The following is an 18,423-nucleotide window of genomic DNA, read 5'->3' on the forward strand; positions in this document are numbered from 1 at the left end:
TCACATTGACCAATGTTTCATGTACACTTAGATAAAAATAAATGAATTGGCACTTAATCACTTAAATGCAAGTTAAAATTAAACCAACCAATTTAATCACATACAAAGTTATCCTGTGGTTGCTCACCGGCTCTATTCTGCTAACCGGTTTTTACATCACACATAAGCTATGGTCTAACGCACAGCAAGACAACATAGCAAAACTACACGCAGCTCTGGAAGATTCGGCAGACGTCACTGTTAGCAATTTACGTGCTCGATTCAATGCTATTCTGGTCATTATGCGTGGTGTTAAAGGCTTCATTGACGCATCTGATGCGATAGAACCAGATGAATTTCATACTTATATAAAATCCCTTAACTTAGGTGATAAATTTGGCGTTAGAGGCATTGCACTTGTAGAGTTGATTGATGATGTCGACAAAAAAAGCCATATCAGCCATATCAGTAAAAGAGACCTTTCTGATTTTCAGATAAAACCAGCAGGCAAAAGAACTCTTTATGCCCCAATAACGTTAATCGAACCCTTAGATGAACCGAATATTCGTGCACTAGGATTAGATGTACTTACTTTACCGACTGCACTCACAGCGCTTGAGCAAGCAAGAGATACCAACGAAGCACGCATTTCTTCACGTTTAACGCTTGCACAAGATTTAGACAAGAAAGATCAGCATGCTTTTGTCATGTATCTGCCGATCTATAAAAAAAATACATTAGTCAATAGCCTAGAAGCCAGACGTAACGCCATTATTGGCTGGGTTGATGTACCCTTCCGCATGACAGACCTGATGAATGGGTTTAAAGGCGAAATAGATAATGATGTGGCAATAAAAATCCACCAAGGGCTTGAGGCAACTGCTGATTCTTTTTTATACAGTTCTTCACATACACAATTTTCAGAACAAAGTGTTTCAACAAAAAGAGTCATAGAAATAGGCAGTAGCAAATGGAGCCTATTCTTCCGCACAACCCCAGCATTTGAAGCCAAAACACTTCCTTATGGCAAACCAATGCTTGTTGGTCTACTTGGCTCCACACTGACAATCTTATCAGCATTTTTAGCATGGTTTCTATTCAGCAGTCGCCAACGTGCTGAAAATCGCTATCAAAAACTTTTTGACCAAGCAACTGATGGTGTTTTAGTTTTAAATTATCAGCATCGTTTCATTTCAGCCAATTTGGCGGCCATGAACATGCTGGGGTACCAACGTAAATCGCTATTATCGATGAGACTAAAAGATATATTAGTCAGCAACATTACAGATCGATCAGAGTTTATTACTCAATTAATGTCTGACAAATCAATCAAAGATGAATGGCAATGCCTACGCAATGATGGCTCTCAGTTCATTGCCGAAGTGAGTTGCCGTAAGCTAGACAACAACTACTATTTTGCTATTTTCAGGGACCTCACTGAAAGAAAGAAAGCGGAATATCGCATCAGTCATCTCACCCAACTTTACCAAGCATTAAGTGAGGTAAATCAGGCTATTGTACGTATGGGTGATGACAATGACTTATTTTCAGTTGTTTGCCGATGTTCTGTGAATTTTGGCGGTATGAAAATGGCATGGGTAGGACAACTTGATGAAGATAGTCAACAAATTTTGCCTGTAGCAGTTTATGGAGACGGTATTGATTATGTTGATGGTTTAGTAGTATCAGCAGACGCAAGGCTACCTGAAGGCCTAGGACCCACTGGCAGAGCCCTAAGGGATAATCAGACAATCATTATCAACGATTTCTCAACTGACCCCATTACATCATTATGGCATGACAAGGCGAAAGCATTTGGGTGGGGCTCATCTGTTTCCATCCCCATTCAGCGCGATAAAAAACCCTTTGCTGTACTCAATGTGTACCACGAAAAAACTAATGCTTTTGATGAAGAAGCCATTGCATTACTCCTAGAAATGTCAGGAGATATCAGCTTTGCGCTAGATAATTTCGACAGAGAGTCAAAAAAACAAAAGCTTGCTTCAGCACTGGATCACGCACACAAACATATTAGTCAAATCATCAATCTCAGCCCTGCCGTTATTTACACACTAAAAGCCAATAAAAACGATGGATTTACCATTGATTTCATTAGTGAAAACGTCTACAAGATGACAGGTTACCCAAAAGAGGATTGGGTTGAGCACGACTTTTGGATCAACCATATTGATGCGGAAGACCTAGCAAAGGTAGTAGCAGCACAAGAGACCTTGTTCGAAACTGGCACATTAAACCATCATTATCGCTTTAATCATGCTAACGGTAATCGCATATGGATTGAAGATCAGGTCATGTTGATTCGTGATGATCACGGCAAGCCAGTGGAGATTATAGGTGCATGGCTTGATATTACAGAACGACTAGATGCTGAAGAAAAGTTACGCATTAACGCTAAAGTATTCGAATCCAGCCGTGAAGGTATTCTGATTACCAATGAAAAAAATGAAATTATCTCAGTCAATAGAGCCTTTACTACGATTACAGGTCATGAGCCTGATGATGTGATTGGAAAAACACCCAACATTATTATTTCAGGAAATATCACACCAGCCTTTAGCGACGCGATGTGGGAAAACATCAGCAGATTTGGCTATTGGCAAGGTGAAATTGCAAGCCGTAGAAAAAATGGCGAGCTATACCCTCAGTGGCTTTCTATTAGTACAATTAAAGGCTTGAATGGAAAAGTTTCTCAACATATCTGTATTATCACAGACATTTCAGAGCGCAAAATAGCTGAAGAACGCATACAGTTCTTAAGTAACTTTGACCCACTGACTAACCTGCCTAACCGAACGCTACTGAATGATAGAACGACGCTTGCCCTCGCCTCCGCTAAGCGGACAAAAAGTACCGCTGCATTAATGTACCTTGATCTTGACCGTTTCAAATTCATTAATGAGTCTTTAGGTCCAACTGCTGGTGACCGAGTGCTAAAAGAACTCGCAGAGCGTTTAGTCGCCAGCCTTTATCCAGAAGATACCGTATGTCGCCAAGGTGGTGATGAGTTTATTATTTTACTGCCCAATACCGACGCTGAAGGTGCTGCACATGTGGCTAAAAAACTACTAGATGTCATTGCACAACCTTTCAACTTTAATGGGCAGCGAATCGTTTTAACAACTAGCATTGGTATAGCAGCCTATCCGCAAGATGGTCTTAACTTTGAGCAGTTGGCACAGTCTGCAGATGCTGCATTTTACCGCGCAAAACATGAGGGGCGTAATAATTTCCAATTTTTTGCTCGCCAAATGCATGAACAAGCCAACGATGTTCTGCAACTCGAAAATGAACTACGCAACGCCATAGAGCATGAACAGTTTTTGTTACATTACCAACCACAATATGACAGTAAAACATCAAAAATTGTTGGTTTAGAAGCACTCATTCGCTGGCAACATCCAGAAAAAGGATTGGTTTCACCTGCCTTATTTATTCCAATTGCTGAAGAAAGTGGTCTCATTACCGAAATTGGTGATTGGGTCTTACGTACAGCGGTTCAGCAAATCGCCACTTGGCAAAGTGCCGGCTTAAAAGCTGTGCCTGTTGCCGTTAACTTATCTGTGGTTCAGTTCCATCAAGACACCCTCTATGGGAGTGTTTGCCAGATTCTAAGAGACACCAAAGTTGACCCCAATATGCTGGAGCTAGAACTCACTGAAGGCATTGCCATGGAAGACTCTGAACGCACACTGAATGTGTTGAACCAGTTAAATACACTAGGCGTCAGACTCTCTATCGATGACTTCGGCACCGGCTACTCTTCACTTAGTTATTTAAAGAAATTTAAGATTGATAAACTAAAAATTGATCAATCTTTTGTAAGAGGCTTAGGCAGTCATCCTCAAGATGCAGCAATTATCACCGCCATTATCAGCATGGCAAAAAGCTTGGGATTTAAAACCATTGCAGAAGGTGTTGAAACACTAGAACAATTAAACTTTTTAATTCAACATGAATGTGATGAAATTCAAGGATACTATTTCAGCAAACCACTTCCTAGCAACGAGGTTGCTAATCTACTGACTCATTAAACTCTACTGATTCATTAAACCAACGCCTTATTAGCACTATTAACAAACAGCACATGAACTTTGATTTAATTTTAACTTTTTTAGCACTTGGTGCTTTTGTTGGTTTAGCAGCAGGTCTACTGGGTATTGGCGGTGGTGGGGTATTAGTACCGATGCTGACAGCAATATTCTTAAGCCAAAACATCGCAGCCGACCAAGTCGTGCATTTAGCATTAGGTACATCAATGGCTTGTATTATGGTGACTTCACTCTCTAGCTTACGAGCTCACCATGCAAATGGTGCTGTGGTTTGGCCGCTAGTCAAGCTAATGGTCTTAGGGGTTGTTCTTGGTACCTTCTCAGCAACGTTTATTGCTTCAATGATCAGTTCAAAAGCGCTAGCCATATTCTTTGCATGCTTTATGGCTTACGTGGCGATTCAAATGTTCTTTAACTCAACATCAAAAAGCCTCCAGAACAATCAGCCCAGCACTCATCATGAGATTAACCGAGTTGAGCTCATGTTAGCGTCAATCGGAATAGGCTCAATTTCTGCCATCGTTTCCATCGGTGGTGGCTCAATTACCGTACCCTATTTAACTTGGCGCAAGATTGACATTAGAAAAGCGATCGGTACTTCTGCAGCGATTGGCTTTCCATTATCAGTTGCCGGCAGTCTTGGCTATTTATTAAGCGGCTGGTCACATACTCCACCAACTCCTTACACCTATGGATTTATTAACTTACCCGCTGTATTGGTCATTTCAATCACCAGCTTTTTGGCCGCACCGCTTGGGGCAAATCTTACGCAAAAGCTCCCTGTTGGTACACTTAAAAAGATATTCGCAATACTACTCGCGCTATTAAGTCTAAAAATGCTTTGGAACCTGCAATTATTGCCTTGCTGCAACTTTTAACGTCAATCTAAGCGCATGTTTTGGCATATAATCTAATTCTTACATAATCGCTTTTTCTAACGTTTTCATGCGCAATCACTTTGATGTCATTATTATTGGTGCGGGGCCTAGCGGCTTATCAGCAGCCGCACGTGCATCTGAGCAAAAGCTTTCTTATCTGGTCTTAGAGGCTGCAGAAGCTGCTGCTAATACCATTCGTAACTATCAACGCCGCAAACTGGTGATGGCGGAGCCTCGCGGCTTACCGTTAAGAAGCCCTCTACCCTTTGCTGCCTCACTCCGTGAATCTGTATTAGATGCTTGGGAAAGCTTGATTGAAAAATATCAAATTAATATACGATACCAAGCAAAAGTGGTTGCAATCTCGCGTAAGGGTGGTTCAGATAGTAAAACTGAGCCTTTAAAAGTAGAGTTAAGTGATGGTGACGCGTTCACTGCAGATAACGTGATATTAGCCATTGGCGTGCAAGGTAATTTGCGTAAACTAGAAATTCCTGGCGGTGACTTACCTCAAATCCAGTACCAATTAGATGATCCAGAAGCTTACCAAAATGAAACCATCGTAGTCATTGGTGGTGGTGATACTGGTGTTGAAAATGCGCTGGCTCTCACTGGCCGTAATCAGGTCATTGTGTTAAACCGTGCCGAAGACTTTAGTAATTGTAAGGAAAGCAACCTTACTCAATTAACAGAAGCGAGACAAAGAGGCGCCCTAGACTGGTTGTTAGAAACACGTCCACAGTCTATTGAGCAAAACAGTAAAGGTGAGTTTCCAATCACATTGTTCGCTGATACCCCCAAAGGGGTTGAACGCATTCCATGCCATCGGATTATTGCACGTCTAGGTGCACTACCTTCTAGGCCTTTACTTGAAAGCTTCGGCGTAGCTTTTCCTACCGCAGACTTAGCTGCCCTGCCAGTGCTTTCATCCCGCTACGAATCTAACGTACCTGGCTTATATATTATTGGTGCACTTGCTGGTTACCCACTAATAAAACAAGGGATTAACCAAGGTTACGAAGTCATTGAGCATATTCTTGGTAACCCAGTTGAAGCCGCTGATACAGCATTACTAAGAGAAAAGTTTGCAACTTTTTGTTCTGACCGTGGCATTGAAGACGTACTTGATAAGATTCAGCGTAGCGTTCCATTGTTACGCCTGCTCAACTCGCTACAACTGAGAGAGTTAATTCTAGAAAGTAATATTTTACTACCAGCACCAGGCGACACCATCTTTGAACGTAATGACTATAGCACTTCGTTCTTTTTTGTGATCGAAGGTGAATTGGAAATGCTCATTGATGAAGATGACATTCCTGATGACACCTTCAAAAGTGGCGAGTTCTTTGGTGAAATGGGCTTATTATCGGGTCGCCGCAGAATTGCAACAGTAAGAGCTAAAACACATTGTGCGCTGATTGAAACACCACGTCGTGTCATATTAAAACTCATTAATTCAGTGCAAGCCATGCGCAGAACACTGGATGAAGTCGCCATTAAACGGATTGTACATGCATGCATTGGCCTCACTTTAAGTGAAGATGACCTCAATGACCTAGCATCACATGCTGTTATTAAGCAATATGCTGCTGGTGAAGAGCTGTTTCATGAAGGCGACGAAGCGGATGGTCTTTACTTAATCAGGCGTGGCTCTGTCACGGTTTCACGCATGATGACAGGTCGAGAGGTTGTTCTATTTTATGTGGCCGCAGGTAATTACGTTGGTGAAATGTCTTTAATTTCTGGCGAACCCCGCTACGCCACAGTACGCGCAGCAATTGCGACTGAAGCTATTTTAATTGATGTGGCACGGATGCAAGGTATCATTGCGCGCAACCCTGAAGTTCGCGCATCACTAGATGCTCGTTATTTACAACATTTACAAGAACAAGAAAAAAGACAGCAATCAGAAACCTCATCAGAAGGCGGTAGCAGTTTTTCCAGTCAAACCACTCAATCCAGCCTAATTTCCTTTTTAATACAACAAGGTGTAGGTGAAGCTACTGACGTTTTACTGATTGACGAGTCGTTATGTGTACGCTGTAACCATTGCGAACAAGCTTGTGCTGATACGCATGGCGGCGCTACACGGCTAGATCGCGATACTGGCCCCATATATGCCAACATTCGTGTACCTACGTCTTGCCGCCACTGTGAACACCCTCATTGCATGAAGGACTGCCCACCGGATGCCATCCATCGAGCACCGCATGGCGAAGTCTACATTGATGACAGTTGCATTGGCTGTGGTAATTGCCAACAAAACTGCCCATACGATGTGATTCAAATGGCAGTGATTCAGGATCAACCAGAACAAAGTTTATGGCAAATGCTTCTCGGTATTCAACCTAAACAAGTGGCATCGACTAACAATACAAAAGTTGCCGTCAAATGTGACATGTGTAAAGACATTGCCGATGGTCCAGTATGTGTTCGCGCTTGTCCAGTTGGTGCGGCTTTGCGGGTCAATCCTGAAGAACTTTTAGGCTATGCAAGCAATAATGCCGCGAATAGTGCTGATGAACACAATCTACTCGGAATAGATGATGCTTAAAGGGAATATTTAATGCAACAAAGCAATATGTTCGACTATAAAAACTATCGCTATTTCAAAATAGCGGTTGTGATTATTTTAATTGCATTCGCTGCTTTTTTGTTTTTTGAGCCTGCTGTGGGTCATTATGGTGGTAGCTGGCTTGGTTATACACTAGGCACAATATCAGCACTCATGGTGCTCTGGATGACTTGGTATGGCATCAGAAAACGTCGCTATCGTGGCACAGGCGCAACGCAAGGTTGGTTATCCGCCCATATTTACTTAGGCACAGCACTTACAGTTTTTGTCACATTACATAGCGGCTTTCATTTTGGGCTTAACATTCACACCCTAGCCTATGCTTTATTGTTGATTGTCGTCATCAGTGGATTTTTTGGTAATTACACCTACATGATTTATCCACGTAAAATGACAGAAAACATGGGGGAAGATAGCCTGGATGGTCTTTTATTAAGAATTGCTGAGGCAGACAAACTGGCTCGCAAAATTGCTCTACTCATGCCAGATGAGATCAACAATACTGTGTTACGCGCATGCCGTGAAACTTCGATTGGCTTAAGCTTAATTGACCAATTAAGTGGCTTTCAACCTAACTGTCCTTCAGCAAAAGCAGTGCAAGAGCTCACCGTACTTGGTCAAAACTTGGCCGTGGATCAACGCAAAGTGTATCGTGAGCTATATTCAATTATGGTGCGCCGAGAGTCTTTAGTTAAACGCGCTCGACAAGACCTGATGTACCGTGCAAGACTTGGCATCTGGCTATACTTACATGTGCCGTTTACCGTGGGCTTATTAGTAGCAATGCTGGCACATATTGTTGCCGTATTTGTTTATTGGTAATGGCAAACTTAATTATTTATGTGTGAATAAAGCCAACACGCAGCATCTAATGCATTTGAAATAAAAACAACAATGCCAAATAAAGCACAAGCAAAAGCAGATGAATAGAACTTTTTATGATTAATTGTTTGTTAATAAAAATCACGAATAACTCACGCGGACTTCCTGTTCGCAACTACCGCACACTCAACGCCACAGAATTAATGATTGGCCGCAGTGCAGAGTGCAATATTCATTTGGCTGACCCTCGTATTGCGATGCATCATGCAGTCATTAAAGAGTTAGAAGACGGCCATCTCTACGTTGTTAGTATAAACGGCGAAATTGAAGTCGATGGTGCAATGTTGCAAAACATTAAGCTGATTCCTGGCAAGCAAATCATGATTGGCCCCTATCAGCTCAATGTCGAGCCTGCTCCGCCCGATGTCAACCTATCCGTTTCACTGACGCTAGTGAATCCACTTTCTGATGACTATCAAGATCTTAAAGCGCGCACACATGAACCACTGCCAAACGCCTTTAAGTTTAAATGGCGTTTATCAATGTGGCTAATTGCCTTTATCTCACTTGTGTTTTTGGTGTTGCCATTAGCCCAAAATCTAATTCCGCAACTACAGTCATCAATGTCAGAGCTACCTTTTGGTTTCGACCGTGTGTGGAGCTCTGGCCGAATGTCCACGGCTCACCGCCATTTCGGCTCTCAATGTTTCAACTGTCATCAAGCGCCACTAAAAAAAGTATCAGACAAAGCCTGTGTGAACTGCCATCAAGATACAGCACCTCACATTGCTGATCCAGAACTACAAAAACGATCATTAAAAGCCGCACACCGTTTTATTGGCAGTATGCGCTGTGCAGAGTGCCATCAAGAACACAAGGCTCCGCACCCACTTGCCCGTCAAGATAACAATATGTGCATTAAATGTCACGGCGCAATTAGAACGATAGATCCAGAAACAAAGCTTCCCAATATCCGTGATTTTGAGAAAAAACACCCAGATTTTGAGTTAAGTTTTAAAACTGGACCTGGGCCTAAAGATATAGAGCGTATTCCTCAATCAAACCAATCCAAACTGATTGAAAAATCAGGTTTAAAATTCCCACATGATCAACATATTGGTAAAGTACAAGGGCCTAATGGCATTTGGGATGTGCGCGAGCTTGCATGCACTAGCTGCCACCAAGCTGAAGGAAAAGAAATGCGTTTTAAAGCGCTTTCTTACAAAAACAACTGTAGCACTTGCCATACAAGCGAACTTCAAATTGGTGCTAAAGATAATAAACTCACCTTACCGCATGGTGAAGAGCAAAACATGTTCAATGCTTTAAAGCTTTACGCGCCTAAAGAATTTGATCGTTACTCAGACCAGCTAAAAAATAATGGTTGCGCATATTGCCACGAAGTACAGCCAGCAAAAACCGGAGATAAATTACCTTGGAGTGTAATGCCATTGCGCCTAAACAATGATTGGCTGGCTAAGGCTCAATTTAACCATGCAGCACACCGTACACAGCAATGTACTTCATGCCATAAGGTAGAAGCTTCGAAAAGCAGTGCTGATGTTGCAATCCCTAATCGACAATCATGTTTATTATGTCACTCTGGCAACACACCAAAGCATAAACGCATTGCAAGCAGTTGTATGTCTTGCCATACCTTCCATAATGCACATCAAGGCTATGATCTAATTACTGGTGCAAAAGTAGAGACTAAAGATGTAGATATATTAAGCACATTACCAACGGTTACTGAGAAAAAGTAATTGTAAATATTTAATAAAATTCAAACATATCACCCTGAAACAATATGACCGTTAAAAAAGTAGATGTACTCTTAGTAGGCAGTGGCGTGATGAGCACCACATTAGCAACCCTGTTAAATGAACTCGATCATTCAATGAGTATGATGATGGTAGAACGCCTACCCTCTATTGCCTCAGAAAGTACAGATGCTTGGAACAACGCAGGCACTGGGCATGCAGGCTACTGTGAATTAAATTACACGCCTGTCGATCATGCTGGTAACGTCAATATTAGTCGTGCCTTAGCAATCAATGCTTCTTTTGAAGTATCCTTGCAGTTATGGTCCAGCTTAGTCGAAAAAAAATCACTGCCAGCGCCTACAAAATTTATCAATCAAACACCACACCTGAGTTTTGTATGGGGCGAAGATAATGTTGAGTTCTTACGTCAACGCTATCACTTACTAAAAGCACACCCATTGTTCAAAGACATGGAGTTCTCTGATGATGTCACGCAACTAACACAGTGGATGCCACTCATCATGGCACAGCGAGATACTAATGAAAAAGTAGCAGCAACGCGTGTCAGTTATGGCACTGACATTGATTTTGGCTCACTCACACGTGAGCTGATTAAACATTTAACTCACTCCGAAAACTTCACGTTAAATGTAAGCACTGAAGTCACTAGCCTGAAGCAGTTGGACAATGGTCACTGGCGAGTCAATATCAAAGACCTTAACACTAAAAAACACACTAAAGTTGAAGCTAAATTTGTTTTCTTAGGTGCAGGTGGCGGCGCACTTAAATTACTTCAAAAATCAGGTATTCCAGAAAGCCAAGGTTATGGTGGTTTTCCTGTCAGTGGTCAATGGTTGGTATGCAACAATCCTGAGGTCGTTAAACAGCACAACAGTAAAGTCTACGGTAAAGCTGCGATTGGCGCACCACCGATGTCCGTCCCTCACTTAGATACGCGTATTATCAACGGTAAACCAGCACTATTATTTGGACCATATGCAGGATTTACTACCAAATTTCTTAAAAAAGGTTCATATCTAGACTTATTTAAGTCCGTTAAACCAAGCAATCTAAAGTCTTTATTAGGTGCAGGTCGCCACAATATGGATTTAACTCGCTACCTAATTGGTGAGGCATTACAAAAACATGCTACTCGCGTCACGACGCTACGAGAATTTTACCCTCAGGCAACTGATGCTGACTGGCATTTAGAAAGTGCTGGAAAACGAGTACAAATCATTAAACAGTGCGATGAAAAAGGCGGAAAACTAGAATTCGGAACAGAAATCGTTGCTGCAAAAGATGGCAGCATTGCCGCATTACTGGGAGCATCCCCTGGCGCATCAGTTTCGGTACAAGCAATGATCAACGTTATTGAGCGTTGCTTTTCGAATCAAATTAAAACCGAACAATGGCACCGCAGAATCAAGTCACTCATCCCTAGTTATGGAGAGTCACTTGTGGATGATAGCCAGTTACTAGAACAAGTAAGAAGCCGAACCTTACAAGTATTGAATCTAAGATAATTTGAAAACGAACCGATGGAAATATGATTGTAAAATCACTGCGACACTGTATGACGACAATGCTCGCAGGACCTAACCATCGTTTCCAGCTTTATATAACGATGAAAAACATAGTGCCGCAACTAATAAAGAGCATTAGCAATCCTCTTTATCGGTTAGCACGTAAAACCTCGTCCTTCAGGGCGAGGATGTAAGCGTAACGGCGAAGACGTTTAGGTTGAATAAAGCAAAAATTTGACAACCAAACATTCCATGCTAACTTGTAATGATGAAACGCCTGCAAGCCTACCAATTTGAACTCATGCCAAATGGTGAACAATCCCGCGCCATGCGTCAATATGCTGGCTGTTGTCGTGTGGTCTATAACAAGGCTTTGGTATGGCAGAACGAACAATATCAGGCTGACAATACTTTCAAGTTTGGTTATACCAAAATTGCTAATCTATTGCCTCTTTGGAAAAGTGAACTAGCTTGGCTAAAAGACGCACCTAGTCAAGCCCTGCAACAAACTCTCAAGAACCTTGAAACTAGTTTCAGAAACTTCTTTGCCAGACGCGCTGACTTTCCCAAGTTCAAGAAGAAAGGCGTAAGCGACAGTTTTCGATTCCCGCAAGGCTTCAAGATTGAGCAGCACAACAACCGTCTCTTTCTACCCAAGCTAGGCTGGATACGTTACCGCAACAGCCGTGAAATGTTGGGCGTAGCGAAAAACATCACCGTTTCACAAAAATGCGGTAAGTGGTATGCGTCCATACAAACCGAACGAGAAGTAGCACAACCAGAACACGCCGCAACCAGTATCGTTGGTGTGGACGTAGGCATCGCCCGCTTTGCCACACTCAGCAATGGACAAGTGTTTGAGTCCGTGAATAGCTTCAAACAAAAACAAACAAGGTTGGCGCGGTATCAACGTGCGTTAAGCCGCAAAGTTAAATTCAGTAGTCATTGGAAAAAGCAGAAAGGCAAAATCACCCGGCTCCACAGCACCATTGCAAATATCAGAAAAGACTACCTGCACAAAACGACATCTACCATCAGCCAAAACCACGCCATGATAGTGATAGAAGATTTGCAGATTAGTCATATGAGCAAGAGTGCCAAAGGCACGATTGAAACTAAAGGACGGAACGTTAAGCAGAAATCAGGTTTGAATCGTTCCATCCTAGACCAAGGCTGGTTTGAATTCAGGCGGCAGCTTGAATACAAGCAAGCATGGGCAGGCGGTCAGGTGTTAGCTGTGAATCCGCGCAACACCAGCCGCACCTGCCCGTGTTGTAAACACGTCGCCAAAGAAAACCGCCAAACACAAGCCAAGTTTGAATGTGTGGCATGCGGCTATGCAGAAAATGCCGATTTGGTCGGTGCAATCAATATATTAGCGGCAGGACATGCCGTCTTAGCGTGTGGAGTGACGGTGCAACAAGACCGAACAGTGAAGCATGAACCCGCCGAAGGTATCCGCAAGTCATCGCGTGAGCCCGTAGGAATCCCCGCTCTTTAGGGCGGGGAGGATGTCAATAATCAACCTGGCTATACTGTTAAACTTCTTTGACGCCTTACTTCATATAAGCAAATACCACTCGCCACACTCACGTTCAAACTCTCTACAGAGCCAAACATGGGAATCGTCATCAGCGCATCACAAGTTTCAGCCGTCAAACGACGCATTCCATCTCCCTCTGCACCTAAAACAATCGCAATTGGGCCACTAAGCTTTGTGTTTAACAATGTACTTGGCGCATCCATCGTCGTACCGACTACAAAGACACCAGCCTCTTTTAGTTCGCGAATCGTTCTAGCTAAGTTTGTCACAGCAATAAACGGTACTGTTTCTGCCGCACCGCAAGCTACTTTACGCACTGTGGCATTAAGTCCTGCTGCCCTATCTTTAGGTGCAATCACCGCATGCACACCCATTGCATCTGCGACACGTAAACAAGCACCTAGATTATGTGGATCTTCTACGCCATCTAAAATTAAAAAGAATGCTGGTTCAGTTAAGTCTGACTCTAAAATATCATGAATATCTTTGTACGGAATAGGTGTATCCACCACGCGCGCAATCACACCTTGGTGGCGACCGTTCATACCAGCCATACCATCTAAACGGCTACGCTCAACCTGCATAGTCCGCACACCGGATACTTCTGCCATATTAAGCAAATCTTTCATACGCGCATCAACACGGTCACGGTCAATTAAAATCTCTTGCACGCTAGCGCTGTGCTGGCGTAAACGGCTTAATACTGCATGAAAGCCAAATAAAATACGGGCGTCACTCATTTTTTTACCTTACGTTTTGTGGTTACTTTACCTGTGGTTGCTTTACTGACCACTTTTTTGGATTTACTGGTTTTAGTCTTATTTTTTGATTTAGGTGCGGCTTTAGATCCATTCGCTGGTTTATCACCAAAGCTAGCATGAGACCCACGTTTTGGCTTTTTACCAAACGGCTCACCAAATTTCACATTATCTGCTTTTGTGCTTTGCGCACCTACCCCTTCGAATTTAGGGGTGGATTTTACAGCAGTTTGATCTTTAGCACTTGATTTATTAGCACCAAACGCCTTTACTGAGCTTACATTAGGTTCTGCACCTAACTCATTGCTTTTATTTGCTAAAGTAAAGTCAATTTTGGTTGTTTCTAGATCAACACGTACTAATTTAACGGTTAATCGATCACCAAGACGGTAACGTACTCCGGTGCGCTCACCAGCCATTTCATGGCGCGCCTTGTCATAAATGAAGTAATCATTGCCTAACTCAGTCACGTGTAATAAACCTTCAACATACACACCATCTAATGCCACAAACAAACCAAAACTAGTCACGCCGGCGACAGTACCTTCAAATACTTCGCCAATTTTATCCTGCATATAAAAACATTTCAGCCAATTGGTCACATCACGTGTCGCATCGTCTGCACGTCGCTCAGTCATCGAGCACTGCTCACCTAAGCTATTCCAATCCCCTGCCTTGTATCGCTCACCATTGAGTACCGCTTTAATGGCACGATGAATCAACAAATCAGGATAACGACGGATCGGCGAAGTAAAGTGCGCATAAGCCTCATAAGCTAAACCAAAGTGACCAACATTATCTGGACTATATACAGCTTGCTGCATTGAGCGTAACAGCACAGTTTGTAAAAGTTGAGCATCTGGACGGTCTTTAATACGCGCTAGCAACTTACCATAGTCTTTAGCATGTGGTGAATCACCACCACCCACACCAAAGCCAAACTCGCCCATAAATGTGCGTAAAAGCTCTAATTTTTCAGGGGTTGGACCTTCGTGTATACGATATAACGCTGGATGCTCATGTTTCTTAAGAAACTCAGCAGCACACACGTTTGCTGCTAGCATGCACTCTTCAATCAGCTTATGGGCTTCATTACGCGTACTTGGCTCAATGCGCTCAATTTTACCTTGATCATTAAAGATCATAATGGTTTCAGAGGACTCAAACTCAATCGCACCACGCTTTTCACGCTGCGTTTGTGATAGCTGATACACACTGTATAAATGTTGCAAATGGGGTACTAACCAAGCATATTCTTTGGCTAGCTCTCCTTCTGGGTTTTGCAATATTTCAAATACTTGGTTGTAAGTCATGCGTGCTTTTGAACGCATGACAGACGGGTAGAATTTATACTGTTTTACAATACCAGCCCCATCCAACTGCATATCACAGATCATACAAAGTCGCTCTACATCAGGATTAAGTGAACATAATCCATTCGATAGCGCCTCTGGTAACATAGGAATCACACGACGAGGGAAGTAAACAGAGTTACCACGCTCTAGCGCACCTTTATCTAATGCGTCATGTGGCTTCACATAGAAGCTCACATCGGCAATCGCCACTACTAAACGCCAACCTTTACCTTGTGGCTCAGCGTAAACCGCATCATCAAAGTCACGCGCTGTTTCGCCATCAATGGTAATTAATGGCATTTCACGACAGTCAACACGACCTTTGTAATCCTCAGGTTGCACTAGCTTAGGATAAGACTCAGCCAACTTTACTGCTTCAGCGGTAAACTGGTGTGGTAGATTATGCTTACGCAAAGCAATTTCAATTTCCATTCCACTATCAGCGTAGTTACCTAAAATCTCAACCACTTTACCCATCGGCTGCGCATGAGACGAAGGCTGCTCAGTGAGTTCCACCATCACTACTTGGCCTGGCTTAGCTTGCATATCTAAATGATATGGAATCAAAATATCTAGATTAATGCGCTTATCTTCTGCAGCCACAATGGTCACACCAGCTGTGCGAATAACGCGACCAACCAAGCGCTGTGTTCTACGCTCCAGCACTTCTACAATCTTACCTTCAGGACGGCCTCTTCTATCTAATCCACTCATGCGCACCATAGCACGGTCACCGTGCATCACTTGCGACATCTCTTTGGGACTCAAAAACAAGTCCTCACTCTTTGTTTTATCATCTGGAATCAAAAAGCCGAAACCGTCAGGATGACCTTGGATAACACCTGCGATTAAATCAAGCTTATCTGCAATACAAAGCGCACCTTTTCTGTTTTTAATAACCTGACCTTCTCGCTCCATGGCGTTAAGGCGCTTATTAAAAACCTCTCGCTCACTATCACTAATATCTAGGAGCAAATACAGTTGCTCAATACTTAATGGCACACCCTGATCACTCATCGTAGTCAGAATTAGTTCACGGCTTGGTAATGGGGTTTCATATCGGCTTGCCTCACGCGCTGCATGAGGGTCATTACTTCTTTTACTTTTGTGAGTATTTTTATGGTTTGTCATTGACAAAGCTTACCTTTAATATAAAATTCAACGCCTTGATTTGCTGAGCTTTATTGTAGCAAATGCCCAGATGGCGGAATTGGTAGACGCGCTAGTTTCAGGTACTAGTATCGAAAGATGTGGAGGTTCGAGTCCTCTTCCGGGCACCATCATGTTTATCCGGCTACAAAGCAAATGTCGATTATGCAATCAGATGATTGCATTCAAACCACATTGTAACGCTAACAATGGCGATTAGGTGTGTGATCTCAATACACAATATCAATATAATCTATAAAGTCGCAAAAAGATTAAATCAATTTCGCTTGGATTGTGCTCTTTTAACTAAAAACTGAATGCTCTGCCTGTGGTAATTGTAGTTGCTTCAGTTTTACTGATGGTACATTTGCTAACAAAGCAACTGCTTGAGCTCTGCGCCCAATATTAAGTTTCTGAAAAATTCTCTTAAGGTGACTTTTGACTGTGTTTTGGCTAATACTTAATATCATACCAATTTCTTGATTAGTTTTGCCCGCTTTAATCCAGCTAATTACTTCTATCTCGCGTTCACTTAATACTGACAAACTTAGCGCACTGTCAACAGTGTCAATCACATCTGACTGTAATGGTTTAATTTTTCTTAGCACATGGTCTATATGCGGCATGATGAAATCCATCATTTGCTTTTTCATTTCCAAGGCATGCTCTTTGCTGAAAAATATGTACAAACACTCATCGCCACTTCGTTCGTCTGTCATTCCATAAACAAGCAATGAGTTAATCTCAATTAGTTGCTCAGGGAATATTGCCTTCACTCTTTGGCACATTTCAGTGTGTTGTAATTCATCAACCACAAAACAAGGGTTGCGACAGGCTACCCACATTTCATATAAGTCATTTAAAAAGTGGCTTGTCTTATCTGAGGTGCTAATGATTAAAGAGGTTGTAAGGCCTTTTAAATTTGAGGCGGCATCATATTTTAATTGACCATCCTGCTGCTGCCTAAGATCACCCCAGACGGCTAGCAGCATATCGTGCGGAATTAACTCAGCAACACTATTTTGTAACCATACAAAATAATCTAAATGCGTTTTAATTTGGTACGACCGCTCGATAATAGCGCTCGCTGTATTCAAATATTGATTTGTAGATTCTTTTTTCATCTCTATGCACCTAATCCATGAACACTCTTGCTCATGTCTTAATACGTGCAAATTAGATGCCAAATATAAGTTATATATAAATCAATAGGTTAGAATGAAAATATAACAAAATGTAGGAGAAATTGTTATAGCGCCAACTGTAGTGTCAGAATTACGACATATTCTGAATAGTAAACCACTACATCATTTTAGAACGCATGTGTTTAAAATGTGACACTAAGCTTGTAAAGCATAAATTGCAGGTAAATTTCGCCACCACCCATAAACATCCATACCATAGCCAAAAACATACTCATTCGGCACTTCAAGACCAACGAAATCTGCTTTTATTGGTTTATCGTGACTCAGTTTCTTTTCTATCAGTACTGCCGTCAGTACCTTGACTGCACCCAATGACAGACACTTTTCTTGAATCTCTTTTAACGTAATACCTTCATCAAGAATATCATCCAGCAACAGCACAGTACGGCCAGTCAAATCTGATTTTGGCAATGCTTTCCACTCTAGCGTTTTTCCTATGGTCTTATTCTGATACCTACTAGCATGCACATAATCAAGTTCTAGAGGGAAGTGCAGCTGGGTCAGCAACTGTCCGGAGAAAACGACACCACCACCCATGACACAGATCACAACAGGTGATGTGGTTTCTAATGTGTTAGTAATTTCAGTGGCCATCTTTGAAATTGCACTAACCACCACTTCTGCTTGGTGAATGATATAGGATTGCTCAAGGAGCTTTTGTGGGGACGAAGTGTTCAATTATTACCAATCCATTAAGTAAATCATGAAAAAAAGAAAAACTGATACCTTACTATGCTCATATACCAACATAGCAACATGCCTTCATATCAATCAGAGTGCTACGTCTAACGACCCACACA

11 protein-coding genes and 1 tRNA gene are annotated in these 18,423 nt (G+C 42.3%); 8 read left to right on the forward strand and 4 right to left on the reverse strand.

What is annotated here, in order from left to right:
• Positions 1 to 65: 65 nt before the first annotated feature.
• The 7 genes from A391_RS0108355 to A391_RS0108385 all read left to right on the forward strand — a co-directional run bounded on the left by A391_RS0108355 (position 66) and on the right by A391_RS0108385 (position 13,114).
• A complete protein-coding gene (locus A391_RS0108355; RefSeq protein ID WP_019898683.1) occupies positions 66 to 4,031 on the forward strand; it encodes an EAL domain-containing protein in 3,966 nt (1,321 codons plus the stop codon).
• A 53-nt stretch (positions 4,032 to 4,084) separates the two neighbouring features.
• Positions 4,085 to 4,927, forward strand: coding sequence for a sulfite exporter TauE/SafE family protein (locus A391_RS0108360; RefSeq protein WP_019898685.1), 843 nt, complete (start codon positions 4,085 to 4,087; stop codon positions 4,925 to 4,927).
• A gap of 67 nt (positions 4,928 to 4,994) precedes the next feature.
• Positions 4,995 to 7,481 carry an FAD-dependent oxidoreductase gene (locus A391_RS13860; RefSeq protein ID WP_019898686.1) on the forward strand — a complete coding sequence of 829 codons (2,487 nt, stop codon included), beginning with the start codon at positions 4,995 to 4,997 and terminating at the stop codon, positions 7,479 to 7,481.
• Between the two features lie 12 nt (positions 7,482 to 7,493).
• Positions 7,494 to 8,324: a hypothetical protein gene (locus A391_RS0108370; RefSeq protein WP_019898687.1), complete on the forward strand. Its 831-nt coding sequence runs from the start codon at positions 7,494 to 7,496 to the stop codon at positions 8,322 to 8,324.
• Between the two features lie 116 nt (positions 8,325 to 8,440).
• Entirely contained in the window at positions 8,441 to 10,087 is a 1,647-nt protein-coding gene (locus A391_RS0108375; RefSeq protein ID WP_019898688.1) for a cytochrome c3 family protein, read from the forward strand.
• Positions 10,088 to 10,131: 44 nt separating this feature from the next.
• Positions 10,132 to 11,613, forward strand: coding sequence for a malate dehydrogenase (quinone) (mqo, locus tag A391_RS0108380; RefSeq protein WP_019898689.1), 1,482 nt, complete (start codon positions 10,132 to 10,134; stop codon positions 11,611 to 11,613).
• A 265-nt stretch (positions 11,614 to 11,878) separates the two neighbouring features.
• Positions 11,879 to 13,114 (forward strand): RNA-guided endonuclease InsQ/TnpB family protein, encoded by a 1,236-nt coding sequence (locus tag A391_RS0108385; RefSeq protein ID WP_019898690.1) that lies wholly within the window; start codon positions 11,879 to 11,881, stop codon positions 13,112 to 13,114.
• A 29-nt stretch (positions 13,115 to 13,143) separates the two neighbouring features.
• Here A391_RS0108385 and rlmB read toward each other — a convergent pair whose 3' ends face one another.
• Positions 13,144 to 13,896 carry a 23S rRNA (guanosine(2251)-2'-O)-methyltransferase RlmB gene (rlmB, locus tag A391_RS0108390; protein ID WP_019898691.1) on the reverse strand — a complete coding sequence of 251 codons (753 nt, stop codon included), beginning with the start codon at positions 13,894 to 13,896 and terminating at the stop codon, positions 13,144 to 13,146.
• The gene (gene rnr, locus A391_RS0108395; protein ID WP_019898692.1) at positions 13,893 to 16,400 is read right to left on the reverse strand and encodes a ribonuclease R; all 2,508 of its coding nucleotides are present in this window, start codon (positions 16,398 to 16,400) and stop codon (positions 13,893 to 13,895) included. The genes rlmB and rnr overlap by 4 nt, the downstream gene beginning before the upstream one ends.
• A 64-nt stretch (positions 16,401 to 16,464) precedes the next feature.
• On the opposite strand from rnr, the gene A391_RS0108400 reads away from it, so the two are divergent.
• A tRNA-Leu gene (locus A391_RS0108400) sits at positions 16,465 to 16,549 on the forward strand.
• Positions 16,550 to 16,720: 171 nt separating this feature from the next.
• Here A391_RS0108400 and epsA read toward each other — a convergent pair.
• Together epsA and A391_RS0108410 are read right to left on the reverse strand one after the other, a co-directional pair.
• On the reverse strand, positions 16,721 to 17,542 hold the full coding sequence (epsA, locus tag A391_RS0108405) for an XrtB/PEP-CTERM-associated transcriptional regulator EpsA (RefSeq protein WP_019898694.1): 822 nt from the start codon (positions 17,540 to 17,542) through the stop codon (positions 16,721 to 16,723).
• Between the two features lie 216 nt (positions 17,543 to 17,758).
• Positions 17,759 to 18,301 (reverse strand): hypoxanthine-guanine phosphoribosyltransferase, encoded by a 543-nt coding sequence (locus tag A391_RS0108410; protein WP_019898696.1) that lies wholly within the window; start codon positions 18,299 to 18,301, stop codon positions 17,759 to 17,761.
• Between the last annotated feature and the right edge of the window lie 122 nt (positions 18,302 to 18,423).

The sequence above is a fragment of the Methylotenera mobilis 13 genome (assembly GCF_000384255.1).
Lineage (GTDB): Bacteria > Pseudomonadota > Gammaproteobacteria > Burkholderiales > Methylophilaceae > Methylotenera > Methylotenera mobilis_B.

Coding starts and splice junctions, on each gene's coding strand:
- A391_RS0108375 (WP_019898688.1), top strand. CDS start 8,441: ATGATTAATTGTTTGTTAATAAAAATCACGAATAACTCACGCGGACTT.
- A391_RS0108360 (WP_019898685.1), top strand. CDS start 4,085: ATGAACTTTGATTTAATTTTAACTTTTTTAGCACTTGGTGCTTTTGTT.
- epsA (WP_019898694.1), bottom strand. CDS start 17,542: ATGAAAAAAGAATCTACAAATCAATATTTGAATACAGCGAGCGCTATT.
- A391_RS13860 (WP_019898686.1), top strand. CDS start 4,995: ATGCGCAATCACTTTGATGTCATTATTATTGGTGCGGGGCCTAGCGGC.
- mqo (WP_019898689.1), top strand. CDS start 10,132: ATGACCGTTAAAAAAGTAGATGTACTCTTAGTAGGCAGTGGCGTGATG.
- A391_RS0108385 (WP_019898690.1), top strand. CDS start 11,879: ATGATGAAACGCCTGCAAGCCTACCAATTTGAACTCATGCCAAATGGT.
- rlmB (WP_019898691.1), bottom strand. CDS start 13,896: ATGAGTGACGCCCGTATTTTATTTGGCTTTCATGCAGTATTAAGCCGT.
- A391_RS0108370 (WP_019898687.1), top strand. CDS start 7,494: ATGCAACAAAGCAATATGTTCGACTATAAAAACTATCGCTATTTCAAA.
- A391_RS0108355 (WP_019898683.1), top strand. CDS start 66: ATGCAAGTTAAAATTAAACCAACCAATTTAATCACATACAAAGTTATC.
- rnr (WP_019898692.1), bottom strand. CDS start 16,400: ATGACAAACCATAAAAATACTCACAAAAGTAAAAGAAGTAATGACCCT.